The organism is Shewanella sp. LZH-2, assembly GCF_016859145.1.
GTDB lineage: Bacteria > Pseudomonadota > Gammaproteobacteria > Enterobacterales > Shewanellaceae > Shewanella > Shewanella xiamenensis.
The window spans coordinates 2736571-2751923 of sequence record NZ_CP069350.1 but is presented as its reverse complement, the minus strand read 5'-3'; the positions used below and the strand labels follow the sequence as shown (position 1 = coordinate 2751923).

Annotated in this window: 11 protein-coding genes; 6 read left to right on the top strand and 5 right to left on the bottom strand. The window is 46.6% G+C overall.

The window, feature by feature from the left end:
* From JM642_RS12165 to JM642_RS12150, 4 genes are all read right to left on the bottom strand, one after another.
* Entirely contained in the window at positions 1-1608 is a 1608-nt protein-coding gene (locus tag JM642_RS12165) for a carboxyl transferase domain-containing protein (RefSeq protein ID WP_144375995.1), read from the bottom strand.
* Between the two features lie 100 nt (positions 1609-1708).
* On the bottom strand, positions 1709-2878 hold the full coding sequence (locus tag JM642_RS12160; RefSeq protein ID WP_203431874.1) for an isovaleryl-CoA dehydrogenase: 1170 nt from the start codon (positions 2876-2878) through the stop codon (positions 1709-1711).
* Between the two features lie 144 nt (positions 2879-3022).
* Positions 3023-3427, bottom strand: a complete 405-nt coding sequence (locus JM642_RS12155; protein ID WP_011072005.1) for a MerR family DNA-binding transcriptional regulator — start codon at positions 3425-3427, stop codon at positions 3023-3025.
* A gap of 260 nt (positions 3428-3687) precedes the next feature.
* Positions 3688-5370: a L,D-transpeptidase family protein gene (locus tag JM642_RS12150; RefSeq protein ID WP_203431873.1), complete on the bottom strand. Its 1683-nt coding sequence runs from the start codon at positions 5368-5370 to the stop codon at positions 3688-3690.
* A gap of 225 nt (positions 5371-5595) precedes the next feature.
* On the opposite strand from JM642_RS12150, the gene JM642_RS12145 reads away from it, so the two are divergent.
* The 6 genes from JM642_RS12145 to JM642_RS12120 all read left to right on the top strand — a co-directional run bounded on the left by JM642_RS12145 (position 5596) and on the right by JM642_RS12120 (position 14056).
* Positions 5596-7503 (top strand): propionyl-CoA synthetase, encoded by a 1908-nt coding sequence (locus JM642_RS12145; protein WP_144346041.1) that lies wholly within the window; start codon positions 5596-5598, stop codon positions 7501-7503.
* 326 nt (positions 7504-7829) lie between these two features.
* Positions 7830-8144, top strand: coding sequence for a quaternary ammonium compound efflux SMR transporter SugE (gene sugE, locus JM642_RS12140; RefSeq protein ID WP_037425659.1), 315 nt, complete (start codon positions 7830-7832; stop codon positions 8142-8144).
* Between the two features lie 227 nt (positions 8145-8371).
* On the top strand, positions 8372-9898 hold the full coding sequence (gene gndA / locus JM642_RS12135) for an NADP-dependent phosphogluconate dehydrogenase (protein ID WP_088585740.1): 1527 nt from the start codon (positions 8372-8374) through the stop codon (positions 9896-9898).
* A gap of 541 nt (positions 9899-10439) precedes the next feature.
* Complete coding sequence (locus JM642_RS12130; protein ID WP_172589671.1) at positions 10440-12563, top strand: S8 family serine peptidase; 2124 nt, start codon at positions 10440-10442, stop codon at positions 12561-12563.
* A gap of 10 nt (positions 12564-12573) precedes the next feature.
* Entirely contained in the window at positions 12574-13038 is a 465-nt protein-coding gene (locus JM642_RS12125; protein WP_203431872.1) for a hypothetical protein, read from the top strand.
* Positions 13039-13345: 307 nt separating this feature from the next.
* Positions 13346-14056 carry a hypothetical protein gene (locus JM642_RS12120; RefSeq protein WP_172589705.1) on the top strand — a complete coding sequence of 237 codons (711 nt, stop codon included), beginning with the start codon at positions 13346-13348 and terminating at the stop codon, positions 14054-14056.
* A 283-nt stretch (positions 14057-14339) separates the two neighbouring features.
* On the opposite strand, the gene JM642_RS12115 is transcribed toward JM642_RS12120, so the two are convergent.
* Entirely contained in the window at positions 14340-15236 is an 897-nt protein-coding gene (locus JM642_RS12115; RefSeq protein ID WP_203431871.1) for a LysR family transcriptional regulator, read from the bottom strand.
* Positions 15237-15353: the final 117 nt, after the last annotated feature.

Genomic DNA, 15353 nt, shown 5'->3' with positions numbered 1-15353 from the left:
TTACATACGGAAGACGCCGAAGCGGGTGTCTTCGATAGGGGCATTTAATGCGGCTGACAGGGCAAGGCCTACCACATCACGGGTTTGTGCCGGGTCGATAATGCCGTCATCCCACAGGCGGGCGCTGGCATGGTAGGGATGACCCTCTTTATCGTACTGGGCAATAATCGGTGCTTTAAAGGCTTTTTCGTCCTCAGCAGACCATTCTTCGCCTTTACGGGCTAAGCCGTCGCGGCGCACTGTGGCTAATACGCCAGCGGCTTGCTCGCCACCCATCACAGAGATGCGCGCATTGGGCCACATCCACATCATGGTCGGTTCGAAGGCGCGGCCGCACATACCGTAGTTACCTGCGCCGTAGCTGCCACCGATAATCACAGTGAATTTAGGCACATTGGCGCAGGAGACTGCGGTCACCATCTTGGCGCCATGCTTAGCGATACCTTCGTGTTCGTACTTTTTACCCACCATAAAGCCGGTGATATTTTGCAGGAACAGCAGCGGGATCTTGCGCTGGCAGCACAGTTCGATAAAGTGCGCGCCTTTTTGCGCCGATTCTGAGAATAAAATGCCGTTGTTGGCCACAATCCCCACGGGATAGCCGTGAATGCGGGCAAAACCACAGACCAAAGTCGCACCATAGTTGGCCTTAAACTCATCGAAATCCGAGTCGTCGACGATGCGAGCGATCACTTCTTTCACATCGAAGGGCTTTTTCAAGTCGGTGCCGACGATGCCATAGAGCTCGTTGATATCAAACTTAGGTGGCTTAACTGGGCTAAGTAGACTGTTGATTTGTTTTTGATGATTCAGACGCAGCACTGCGCGGCGGGCAAGCTCTAATGCATGCTCATCGTTTTGGGCTAAGTGATCCGCCACACCTGAAATTTTAGTGTGTACGTCGGCGCCGCCGAGTTCTTCGGCGCTGACTTCTTCACCGGTCGCGGCTTTCACTAACGGCGGCCCAGCTAGGAAGATAGTGCCTTGATCTTTTACGATAATCGATTCATCGGCCATGGCAGGAACATAGGCGCCGCCCGCGGTACACAGACCCATCACCACCGCAATTTGTGGAATTCCCTTGGCGGACATTTGCGCTTGATTGTAGAAAATTCGGCCGAAATGGTCGCGATCGGGGAAGACTTCATCCTGACGGGGCAAGTTAGCGCCGCCCGAATCGACTAAATAGATACAGGGCAGATGACAGCGACTGGCAATCTCTTGTGCCCTTAAGTGTTTTTTGACCGTGATAGGGTAGTAAGTGCCGCCTTTGACCGTGGCATCGTTGGCGATAATCATGCACTCTACGCCGCTCACGCGGCCAATGCCTGCAATGATGCCTGCGGCGGGCACTTCTTCGTCATAGACTTCAAATGCCGCAAATTGCGACAATTCTAAAAAGGGCGAACCTGCGTCGAGGAGTTTCTCAACCCGTTGACGAGGAAGGAGTTTACCGCGGGCCAAATGGCGCTCTAGGGCAACGGGGCCGCCACCGAGTTCAATTTTGGCGAGCTTGGTTTTAAGATCGGCCACTAGGGCGGCCATATCGTCGGATTTGGCTTTAAATTCATCGCTACGGGCGTTGATACGACTGCTTAATTGCGTCACGTTGATTGTCCTTATAAAGCGGTAACTCAGTATCAGTTGGCTCGGTGGGCGAGGGGCATGAAAGGCTAAAGCTCGTCATGCGCCATTCGCCCTTGGCTGCTTATTTCGATTCGTTAAAGAGCTCGCGGCCAATCAGCATACGGCGAATTTCTGAGGTGCCAGCGCCAATCTCATAGAGTTTGGCGTCGCGCAGTAAGCGGCCAGTCGCGTACTCATTGACGTAACCGTTACCGCCGAGCAATTGAATGGCATCCAGAGCCATTTTGGTTGCCAGCTCCGCGCTGTAAAGAATAGCGCCCGCGGCGTCTTTACGGGTGGTTTCACCGCGATCGCAGGATTTCGCCACGCTGTAGACATAGGCTTTAGCGGCGTTCATGCCGGTGTACATATCGGCTAATTTGCCTTGTACTAATTGGAATTCACCGATGGATCTACCAAATTGCTCACGCTCGTGGATATAAGGCACGACGATGTCCATACAGGCGTTCATGATCCCAAGCGGGCCGCCTGAGAGCACGACGCGCTCGTAATCTAAGCCGCTCATCAGCACTTTGACGCCATTGTTGAGGCCGCCGAGAATGTTTTCCTCTGGCACTTCGACATCTTCAAACACCAGTTCACAGGTGTTTGAACCGCGCATCCCCAGTTTGTCGAGTTTTTGCGCTTGGCTGAAACCTTTAAAACCACGCTCAACGATAAAGGCCGTGATACCGTGTGCGCCTTTGGTTAAGTCGGTTTTGGCATAAATTACATAGGTATTGGCATCGGGACCGTTGGTGATCCACATTTTGTTGCCGTTGAGGATATAGCGGTCGCCTTCTTTACGGGCGTGCAGCTTCATCGAAACCACATCTGACCCTGCATTGGGCTCACTCATTGCCAGTGCGCCGATATGCTCACCGCTCACCAGCTTTGGTAAGTATTTGGCTTTTTGTGCAGCATTACCGTTACGGTTAATTTGGTTCACACACAGGTTAGAGTGGGCGCCATAACTTAACCCGATAGAGGCTGAAGCGCGGGAAATTTCTTCCATGGCGACCACGTGGGCGAGGTAGCCCATGTTTGCGCCGCCGTATTCCTCAGGCACAGTGACACCTAAAAGCCCCATCCCACCCAGCACGGGCCAAATTTCATTGGGAAAGGCATTGTCGTGATCCACTTTCGCAGCAATCGGTGCGATTTCATTCGCGGCAAAATCCTGCACCGCATCGCGCAGCATATCGACATCTTCGCCTAGGCCAAAATTAAGACTGGTGTAGAGTGAGTTCATTGCTTGTGTCCTATCTTAGGTTCTAATTTATATTTTTATGATTATTAGGTGCTTGAGTCTTTAAAACCGTATTACAGTGCGTGATATGTCCCTGTCACGCGGTCGTACCAACTGAGGTGCTCGTTAATGTTATGCTCGCCTGTCTTACGCTTTGACTTTGCTTTCTTCTAGGGCAAGGCGGCATTGCTGCTCGGCTGAATTTAGCTCCATCAGGACCACTTTGATATCGTCCATTTGCTGCTGTAGGGCAGATTTCTTTTCTTCTACGAGGGCAAGCATGGTATTGAGCTGAGTGGTGCTGCTCTTATCGGCATCGTAAAGTTCGAATAGGCGACGGGTTTCTGCCAGAGAGAATCCAAGGCGCTTGCCGCGCAGGATTAGTTTGAGTCGAACCCTGTCTTTGAGACTGTAAATACGGGTTTGACCGCGACGTTTAGGTTTTAGTAAACCTTGGTCTTCGTAAAAACGAATGCTTCGGGTCGTGATATCAAACTCTTTAGAGAGATCACTGATCGAATAAGTCGTTTGTGGCGTGTTAGTTGCGCTCATTCAGGCACCTTAGTTAATCATTTTTATGCAAGATATATGAAGTTTACGTAAAGGTAAAGATTGTGGTGTGGTTAGTCGATTTTTTTTGTCAATTCTTGTTGCCACTTGGCTCAAGCTATGTTGTTTAACATGTTGATAAATATTACGTTAGCTTGAACTCAAACAAGTGTTTTTTTAGGTGAGCCCACCCATATTGCCTTAAGGCTCCACGGGGGAAGAGAACTTATTAAGTGGTGGCGTTAAGGCAGGCGTGTAAGCCGTTATTCCAACGTATTGAGCAAGCCATCATCGGCTAACACACCCTCATAGGTTGGGCGATTTAATGCTTCGATAAGTACCGGGTCACGTGTGTATATATCATTGTAAAATTTAATTTTTCCGTTTTTGATGGTCACGGTCCAATACATAATCAAAATATCTAAGGGCTGATCTAAAAACAGGTTTTCTGTTTTTCCCTCTGCAAGTTTGCGATTGAGCGTTTCACTGGACCAATTCGCATTGGCGCTCAGCAGTTTATCGGCGAGCACTAGAGGATCTTTTACTCGAATACAACCGTGACTGAAGGCTCTATTGGTTTGCTCGAATAGATTTTTCGATGGCGTATCATGCAGATAAATTGAATATTGGTTTGGGAAGATAAATTTAACTAAACCAAGGGAGTTATCTTCCCCTGGCCCCTGCACAAACCAGTAGGGAAAGTTTTTGCGGGTCATACTGTGCCAATCGATGCCGCGAGCATCGACGGGCGTGCCCGAGGCTTCAACGACTTTAAAGTGCTTTTTTTGCAGATAATCGGGATCTTTACGTAAGTGGTTGATGATCTCCGTGGAGATACTGCGGGGCACGGTCCAAGTGGGATTCACAACCACATATTTTAATTTGGATTTAAACAATGGCGTCTTTGCGTCGATTTTGCCGATGATAATGTCAGTACGCCAGTTTAAGTTATTGTCTTTAAATAGTAATAATTCGTAGCCAGCCAAATTAACCAGCAGATAGTTTGCCGGCAAGTTGGCTGATAGCCAGCGGGCACGCTCGAGGTTAATGCGGATCTGCTCGACCCTTTGTGTATAGGGAACATTTAACGCCGCCATTGTGCCTGCGCCTATCACCCCATCGGCCTTAAGGCTGTGGTCAGTCTGAAATTGACGTACCGCAGCTTCAAGCGTGCTGTCATAAGTTAAGGGCTCGTTCACGGCGGTGCTATTCTCCGCTGGCGAGCTTGCTGCTAAGTAACCTAACTCTTTTAGCCGTGTGGCAATGCCTGGTACCGAGGGTGAAGTGCTGCCGGGTTTAATGACTTCCGTATAAGGAATCGTGGTAAAGGGATAGCGAGCGGCCAAGTCTTTGTACTGGGCAAGATACTGTTTAAGCTGGTGATATGGCGCAATCTTAGGCGCTAAGCCTGTAATCGCCTCGGCTACAGTGTGCGTTTTAATGTGTTCTTCAAGCTGTTTTAATGTGGTATCAAAATCCAGATGGGCTTCATCATAGTTCCAGGTTTTGCCGAGCATACTGGGATTGACTTTGCCATTAAGTAAATGAATAGCATAGGTAATAATGCCATCGGTTAGCAGCACTTCAAATACACTACTGCGATACTCATCTTGCCAATTCGATGCACTCAGTTGTTGGTAAAGTTCGACCAACTTGGGATAGTGGTAATCTTCCTTCGCAAGACCCTCTTCATCGGCACTTTTAATTACATCGAGTAGCGTGCCTGCATAGTCTTTATCCTCCCAGAGCGCTTGATATTGGCGCACTTGATAGACCCGTGAGAGTAACTTAGCGCTGATTATCTGAGTGTTATCTACGTTAGCCCGCTCACCGATAGACAGGGGTTCGAGTAATGCTTCAAGTTGTGGTGTCGAAGCAAAACAAGCCGTACTGACGAGATTGATGAATAGGAGTAGACCGAGTTTGACTTGGCTGAAGCGGCGCATAATGAGTATTTCTTTCCGTGAAAAATCCATTAAAGACATAAGATTATGTGGAAGTCTTCTACACGGCAAGTGTTAGATGGTCTATCTCTTCGGATTTATTTTTTAACCCCAGTATATCCCTTAGTCTAATGGGGGAATAATGCGTGGCAGGTCATAATCAACCTCGGAAGGAAGGGGAGAGTTTCATCTGTGTTGACACGGATGAGTGTCATGATGGGAGGCCTTATGACAGATGTTGGACAACAATTACATCAGACATCTATTGCGAATAAACAGGCATTTTGGCAACAAGCCGCCAAGGCCTTAGATTGGGTTACGCCAAGCAAACAAATATTAGATGAAAGCGAGGCACCATTTTACCATTGGTTTAGCGATGGTGAGTTAAACACGTGTTATAACGCGATAGACCGACATGTGTTAGCGGGACGTGGTGAGCAGATTGCGATTCATTACGTTAGCCCAGTAACCGAAACCGAATACAGTATTACCTATCACGAACTGCAGGCTCAAGTAGCAAGGCTTGCAGGGTATTTGCGTACTATGGGGGTGACCAAGGGTGATCGGGTGGTTATTTACATGCCGATGGTACCCGAAACGGCCTATGCCATGCTTGCCTGCGCGCGCATTGGCGCCATTCATTCGGTGGTATTTGGTGGCTTTGCGGCCAATGAACTTGCCACCCGTATCAATGATGCCAAACCTAAGCTGGTAATGTCTGCCTCCTGCGGGATTGAACCTTCAGGGGTGGTGCCCTATAAGCCCTTACTAGATAAAGCATTAAATGAAGCGGTGCACAAGGTTGAGCATTGCTTGATTTTAAACCGCCCTCAATATGAAGCGCAGATGCAAACTGGTCGAGACGCCGATTGGCAGACCGCGCTTAAAGGATGCGAAAGCGTTGACTGCGTCACGGTAAATGCCACCGATCCTTTATATGTGCTCTATACCTCTGGCACTACAGGCCAACCTAAAGGGGTGGTGCGTGACAATGGCGGTCATGCGGTCGCATTAGCTTGGTCGATGGCCAATATTTATGATATTCATCAAGGCGATGTGTTTTGGGCGGCATCGGATGTGGGTTGGGTTGTTGGTCATTCCTATATTGTTTATGGTCCGTTACTCGTGGGGGCGACCACGCTGTTATATGAAGGCAAACCCGTTGGTACACCCGACCCCGGCGCCTTTTGGCGTACGATTGCCAAGTATCAAGTCAAAAGCTTTTTCACCGCGCCCACGGCGATTCGCGCTATTAAGCGTGAAGATCCTGACGGCGAATTCATTCAAGGTGTTGATTTAAGCTGCTTGAAGAATGTCTTTTTAGCTGGGGAGCGCTGCGATCCCGACACCCTGCATTGGGCTGAAGACAAGTTGCATAAGCCGGTTATTGATCATTGGTGGCAAACTGAAACAGGTTGGCCAGTAGCCGCAAATCTAATGGGGGTGGCGCCGATTGCCGTTAAAGCCGGCTCACCGGGGCGACCCGTGCCTGGATACGAAGTTGATGTCGTCGATGAGCTAGGGGTTAAAGTGGCGGCGAATGTCTCTGGCAATGTGGTGATAAAATTACCCTTGCCACCGGGCACGCTCACAACGCTCTGGCAAAATAATAAACGTTATCAGGATAGTTACTTATCCATGTACCCAGGCTATTACCTTACGGGTGATGCGGGCTACATGGATGAAGATGGCTATCTCTATATCATGAGTCGTATTGATGACATTATTAACGTTGCGGGTCATCGTCTCTCTACTGGGCGGTTTGAAGAGGTGCTGTGCCAGCATCCCGATGTGGCCGAAGCCGCAGTGATTGGTGTTGATGACAAATTAAAGGGCCAAGTGCCATTAGGCTTAGTGGTACTTAAAAAGGGCGTGACTATTACGGATGAGGAGCTGCATAAGCAGTTAATTGCCCTCGTTCGCCAAGAAATTGGTCCCGTTGCGTCCTTTAGGTTGGTGAGCGCGATTCAAAAGCTGCCGAAAACTCGCTCGGGTAAAATCCTGCGCGGCACTATGCGTAAAATTGCCGATAATCAGCAATATACGGCGCCAGCGACCATTGAAGATCCGCAGACCCTCGATTTAGTCCGCACGACCTTAACCCGCATGGGCTATGCCGATGCTTTAGTGGGCTAGAGTGAGCGGCTCAAGTTAACGACTTAAAAAGTTAAGATCGTCAAACAAAAGAGCAAGCGATAGTCTTTTTAGATTATCGCTTTCTTATTTAGATTTAGACGAATGCTTAGAGCACTTGCCCTTATTCGTCACATTTTGGTAGTCTAGCCAGCATTCTTAATAGAGCTTTGCGTCGACAGTGCACTATTAAGGCGCCGGATCTTAAGCGGTACTGCGGACATTCATTATCCTTATTGCTTTTGACCCATTAACATTTCACAACGGCTTAGGGACGACCCTAAATACGCCGATATCAATTTGGGGACGACCCCGTATGGGAGTTCTCTATGAGCTGGTTACTGTTAATTCTTGCTGGACTTTTTGAAATTGGTTGGGCCATCGGACTCAAATACACCGATGGTTTTACTCGCTTGTGGCCGAGTGTGTTTACTTTGCTCTCCATGGCGTTCAGTGTGTTGCTACTGGGCCTCGCCGTTAAGCAATTGCCGATAGGCACGGCTTATGGGGTGTGGGTTGGCATAGGTGCCATGGGCACGGCAATTGCGGGCATTATTCTCTTAGGCGAGGGAGTGAGCTTGCTGAAAATCGCCAGCTTAATCCTCATTTTGCTTGGCGTACTCGGCTTAAAACTCGCTCATTAATCAATTTACTTCCCCAAGGAAGAACTTGCCCAAGATGTATACGATTGGTAAAGATGTTTATGAGATTTGGGAATATTCTCCTGAAAAAACAACGCATCTTGATTTGCAATCGAGTTTGCCAATCGTATGCATTGTCTCTTCTCTCTGGTAATTAAGTTACAAAGGCCGATATAATTACTGCTCCAAATTGGTTATTTCTAACCTCTGTGACCCGTGGGAATTATATAATGCAAAACCACAGCAATCTTAATGACATTGGCGTGATAGGCCTTGGCGTAATGGGTAAAAACCTTGCGCTAAACATCGCCGACAATCAATATCGCGTCAGTGCCTTCGATCTCGATCCTGTTAAAGTCAACGGGGTTTTACAACAAGAAAAACAAGAACGTGTAGGACAGGATCTGCGTATTACAGGCTGTGCTAATCTTTCAGAAATGTTAGCCAGCCTCACTCATCCCCGTATTCTCGTGCTATCTGTCCCTGCGGGTGCACCTGTGGATGGGGTATGTCATGCCCTGATTTCTGCTGGTATCGAAGCGGACGACATCGTAATCGATACGGGCAATAGTCTTTGGACTGACACCGTTGAACGCGAAAAGCGTTATCAAGGCAAATTTATCTTCTTCAGCTCAGCCGTTTCGGGCGGTGAGGTTGGTGCCCGTTTTGGGCCTTCATTAATGCCAAGTGGCGATCTTGGTGCATGGCAACATGTTGCGCCGATTTGGAAGGCTATTGCCGCTAAGGTTGACCCTAAAACGGGGCTGCCGATTGAGCGTTTTGAGCCGGGAAATCCGGTGACCGAAGGCGAACCTTGCACGACCTATATTGGGCCTGCGGGTGCTGGGCATTATGTGAAAATGGTGCATAACGGCATTGAATACGCCGATATGCAACTGATTTGCGAAGCCTATCAGTTAATGCACGATGGCTTAGGCATGAGCGCAGCACAGGTAGGTGAGGTGTTTGAACGCTGGAATAAGGGCAGTTTAAACAGTTATCTGATGGGGATCAGCGCCGAGGTGCTCAAACAGGCGGATCCGCTAACGGGTAAACCGTTAGTTGAGATGATCCTCGATAAAGCAGGGCAGAAGGGCACTGGACTTTGGACTGCGGTCAGCAGTTTACAAATAGGTTGTCCGGCTCCCACTATTGCCGAAGCGGTTTATGCGCGCGCGGTGAGCACCCAAAAATCCCTTCGTGTTGAGCTCAGTAAAAAGCTTGCGGGCCCCTTATCTCCTGCGATGGATGAAAACCAAAAAGCCGTCTTAATCGATGCCTTAGAGAGTGCGCTCTATTGCGCTAAGGTCTGTTGCTACGCTCAAGGTTTCCAACTGATGGCGATGACGGCGCAGGAGCAAAAATGGCAACTCGATTTTGCTGAGATCGCGAAAATCTGGCGTGCGGGTTGTATTATTCGTGCCACCTTCTTGCAATCGATAACCCAAGCTTATCAAGCGGATGCTGACTTAAGTTGTTTGTTAATGGCAGACACCTTTGCAACTACCTTATCAGAAAAACAAACAGCGTGGCGCAGTGCTGTGGCGGCGGCGGTTATGCAAGGGATCCCTGTGCCTTGCATTAGCTCGGCACTGGCCTATTACGACAGTTATCGCAGTGAGACCTTGCCAGCTAATTTGCTCCAAGGACAACGGGACTTTTTTGGTGCCCATACTTTTGAACGTTTAGATAAGCCAGCCGGTGAGAAATACCATTTAGATTGGAGTGCCACAAACAGAGTTTTAATTAAACTCTAGATAAAATAATTTGAATAGCCCCTAGAAATAGGGGCTTTTTTATTGGTCGTATCTGTTTAATAACTCAAACTTGTTTTATAAATGTTAATAATATGACAGCTTAACCGTTTGCCATTCTATATTTTGGGGCGGTTTAATTTTGCTATTTTAATATTTTTAAAGAATTTGAAGATTCAAAATGTAAAAATTTATGTAATTTAAACAGTTTGTTGTCTTGTAATTTTAAAAAAGCAAATAAAATTATTATCTTTTTGTTTTTAATCTATTTTTTGATGTCTTATTTATTGTCTGTCTTTATCTGTTCTTAATTTTATCTGCTGATAAAATAATCGAATAAACCTATTCAGTCTTTCATTCTGTTTATATTTGTTTTCATAATTATTTCCTTTGTGTTAAATCTTTGCTTCCCATTTGATGCTTGTATTTTATAAGAGTTCATAGGGTATAACTAAAATAACAGAACTTAATGCGGAATAATGTTAATCAACATTATCACGCCAAATTAAGTTGTAATAAGTAATGAGAAGAAGGAATGTCTATTATGCGTATGTCCATTGTTGCATTAAGCATCACGGCGGCCTTATTGGCTGGTTGTGGGAGCGATGATAAGAAGACTCCGGCACCTGTGCCTAAAGTGAATACTGCCCCGACCACAGCGGATATGACTGTTGATGTGTCACAGTCGATTCTTTTTACTGGAAAACTTGAGGGGACGGATGCCGAAGGTGGTTTAACTTATTCTTTAGTGGACCCTGCTGATCTCAAACTCGGCACCTTTACGCTAGTCAATAAAAGCACGGGTGAATTTACCTATGCATCTGATGCCAATGAAGGGACAGAGGTGGTTCGGTTCAAAGTCTCCGATGGCCAATTACAGGCTGAAGCCAATCTGACAATCAATATTAAGCATGGCGATCCACTCTTTACCTACCAATGGCATTTAAAAAACACTGGGCAGAATGCTTTTGCGGCTAACCGCGGTGTTGCCGGTGAAGATATGAATGTGAGCGGTGCAATTTCAGATAATGCTATGGGACAAGGTGTGATTGTCGCGGTGGTCGATAGCGGCTTAGAAATTGCTCACCCAGATCTAACAAATAACACTGTAAATGGTGGTTCATACAATTTAATTACAGGTACTGTTGATCCAACACCTTTCTCTGGGTCTGCTACAGCAGCTCATGGTACAGCAGTAGGAGGGATTATTGCTGCAGAAGGTTGGAACGGTATTGGTGGTCGCGGTGTGGCACCTAAGGCAAAATTAATTGGCTTTAACTTTTTAGATGAAGATCCAACGGGTAAAGTGACAAACGTACAAACATTTGAAAACTTTGCTAAATCCCACGGTGCCAGTGCCTATAGCGATAGTGCACGCGTTTTTAACCAAAGCTATGGTTACAGCTTGCCATTCCCTCATGGGTTTGATGAGGATGAAACCGAAGTCTATCAAGATATTGCAACGCAAAGCTTCGATGGCAAAGGCAGTATTTTCGTTAAGTCCGCGGGTAATGGGTATGACTATTATCGTTTCCGTACTTTCTGGTTACCGGGAGATTACTTCACGGCAACGACGGAAAATCCCGCTAACCACGGCTTACCTTTCCATAATTCCAACATGTCCTCTGACAATGCTAACGTTTATAACTTAGTTGTTAGTGCAATTAATGCTAAGGGTAAACTTTCTAGCTATTCATCCGTGGGCTCGAATATTTTTGTCACAGCACCCGGTGGTGAGTATGGTGATAATGATCCTGCGATAGTTACTACCGACTTTATGGGATGTGTGAAGGGCTCTGCAATCGCAGAAGATAGACCAAGCACGCCATTCCACGGTGGTTTAAACCCGTTAAACCCCAATTGTGATTACACATCGACAATGAACGGTACCTCGTCTGCGGCACCTAACACTTCGGGAGCTGTCGCTGTCATTATGAGTGCTAATCCAGATCTCACTTGGCGTGATATTCGCTATATTTTGGCGAAGACCGCTACCAAAGTTGATGCGGATATTGCGCCTAAAACCGTGACCATTGGTGAGGGGGAAGGTGCGCCAGTGTATGCGGCTATCCCTAGTTGGTTACAAAACGCGGCGGGTTTTTCATTCCATAACCTCTATGGTTTTGGTCGAGTGAATTTAACTGAAGCCGTTAAGCTCGCCAAATCCTATGCACAGGACTTAGGTGACTATGTCGTAACCGAATGGCAAGCAAGCGCAGCGCTCACCAAAGCGATTCCCGATGCCGATATTAATGGCGTGACGGATACCCAAGTAGTCGCTGACGATTTAGTGATTGAAGCCGTGCAAATTGAGCTGACTGCCGATCACCTGCGTCTACCGGATTTAGCGGTAGAGCTGATTTCGCCTGCAGGTACTAAGAGTGTGTTGATGACACCTTATAACGGTTTAGTTTATCAAGGGGTGATGGATAAGAATGACCCGGATGATCTTGTTAAAGGCTATGATGCAACACCTATGTTATCAAATGCTTTCTATGGCGAATCATCAAAAGGTGAATGGACAATCAAGCTGATTGATGTGAATAGCGGTAGCTATCGATTTGTTAAATACGATCAAGGCTATATCTCAATCCCTAACGAAGCCGATGGCAAACTGAAAGGTTGGTCAATTCGTTTCCATGGCCATGCCGCCAAGTCTGCATCTTAAGGAGTAACCAATGAAAGCGTTAAATTTATCATTAGTAGCTGTTGCACTTTCACTGTCAGTTCAAGCAATGGCACATGACAAGATCGAACTCACTGAACCTCAAGCTGAGTCTAAAGGTGTTCAAGTGAGCCGTGCCGAGTTTCTCGGTTTAGATACACCCTACTTTGTTAAAACTGAGACTGGGGTTAAACAGGCTAAGCAATTGGTTAAAGGGCAGAAAGTGGTGACTCAATCGGGTAAACCCTTTGCCGAAATGACCGGAAAGTTAGTGGTTAAGCTAAAACCAGGTGTATCAGCCGATGATTTTGCTAAGACTCACGGTTTAAAAGTTGATTGGCAGAATGACAATAACTTATTGCTGCTGGCCGCCGAAGAAGGTACTGATTTAATTGGCTTAATTCAAGCGGTTAAAGCCTCGCCTGAAGTGGAGCGTGCTAAGTTAGATCGCGCACTCGCCAAGCAAGAAATTCAGTAAGCCATTTAGCGAAGTTAAAAGGTGAATAAAGGGCCGCAAGGCCCTTTATTATGAGTTAATTATTAATATGAGCCTATTAACATCAGAGGCTTTATCGTAAAACGACCAATAATATAACCGCTTAGCGCTAAACTATCTGGTTCACGATGGGTTTAGAGATTACAATCTGCTTTTATGCCTTGGGGCCGTGCTTCACTCGGCTTTAGCGCATGATTACCATGGACCATGTTTGCATTATTCCATGTACTTTTTCCATACGAGTGGTTGCATTGTTCAGCCCGAAGGTCTCACCAACTCAAGTCTCAATATGAACTACTGGAATAGCGATAACTTTGAAGGATTAAAGTCGATAGGGACTCAGTATTCGGCTCTGAAGGGGTATGAACTGTTTGGCGAATATTGCCTGCAAAAAGAGCAAGGACTAAAGAAGCAAGCGATTGCGACGGTGAATACATTTGTGTCGCACTGTAAGAGCCAATCCTTGACTAAACAAAGGCAAATAGCTGAAGAACTATCATCCTTAGGTTATTGGCAGCGTGAAACACACCAGTTACTCGCTTATCCCCTTATCGTACTGCTTAAAGGTGTGCTAACCCAATGGGCAGTAGATGAGCCCAATAATCCCATTCCCCACAAATGGTTAGGCTATATTGGTGAGGATATCGCCTCCTATGAAAGGGCGTTGGCGCTTGAGCCTAACGATGAAATTTGTCTTACTCAAGTTGCGTTGGCCCATTTAAGCAGTGTCGATTTTCAGACCCACCATTTATCTGAATCTGTATTGTTGGGCGATATAGCGCGAGCAAAAGGTTCACTAGCGTCAGTACACACATTAATCGAGCGATTACAAACGCAGGAGAGTAAATCAAGGCTGCAAAACCGGCATGATTATTACCAGTCGATGATAAATTGCTGGGAGGAGTATTCCACTCATGCAGTGGCTGAGTCGTTTCCGGATTGGTGCGCCGCCAAAGGCGAGCAGTTTGATTTTTGGTCAATTATTTATTATCGGCGCTGAGTTAATTGCTTGTTGGATAGCATAACTGAGTAATATGTGGAGAAAATTGCGTCATCGCGGCTGCAAATTACGCGATAAAACAACAATAGGCTTTTACTGAATAAGCATGATGAAAACCGTATCAGAGTGTCACGCGCATTTATTTAAGTGCTCCTTTAGGCTGAACTGTTAGCTTCTATCAAGGCAGCCAGCCTTCAAAATATGACTGATTAACGAATGTCATATTCAGATTACATATACAGATTACATATACAGATAGTGTGATATCAAAAGAGGTCAATTATTAGCTTGGCTTAACGGCTAGTTGCACTAAATTGTCCCATAGCGCCTGTGCCACAGGGCCTAGTGGCGAGTGGGGCGGCCGCATCACATAGTAATCGAGTTGGATCAGGTTTTGTCTTTCTTGTAGTTCAAGCTGTTGTAAGCTTCCTTCTGCGATGGCTTCTTCGACCATATAATAGGGAAGTTTTCCCCATCCCATCCCTCCTTGAATAAGCATTTTCTTCGTATAAAAATCATTCACATACCAACGGCGCTGCCCAGCTTGCACCCCAAATTCGATATTGGCGGTGCCAGTGCCAGTATCTTGGATCACAATTTGGTACTCGTTCACCAATTGCCTTACATTACTTAGGTGGGGATAACGGCTCAGTAAACGGGGGGAAGCCACATCCAATAAACTCCCTGAAAATAAATAACCAAGCTCATAATTGCTTGAGCGGAGCAGCTCGATACCGCCAGCTGAAATCGCAATATCGGCTTTGCCTTGATTTAGGGCTTCGAGTGCCCCAGTTAAATACTCTTGTTTAAGAATAATTTGTGTATGTGGAAACTCATTTTGTGTGCACTCTAACATCGGCAAGATTCGAGCAAGATTAAAGGAGGCCTCAAAGGCTAAGGTGATACTGGCCTCGTTACCTTTGGCTAAATGCTTGGCCACTTGGCGCATTTCCTGCGCTTCATTCAGTACGCGCTGGGCGTATTGCAATAGTTTTCGTCCCTCTTGGGTCAGTGCTAACCGATAACCTTGGCGGTCGAACAGCACTACATCTAGCTGGGATTCCAATTGTTTAATGCTCTGACTGATCGCAGGCTGGGTCTTATGGAGTTTGTCACTGGCGGCCTTTAGCGAGCCAGCGAGGGCGACGGTATTGAACATCAGCAGTTGTTCTAAGGTCATGGCAATACCCTTAAACAAATAAAGAATTATTTTAGAAGATGTTAGATATTATTCCATATTTATTTATTTTGTGTGGGCGCATAATCTCGCCATATGACAGTAGTGGGCACAAAATAC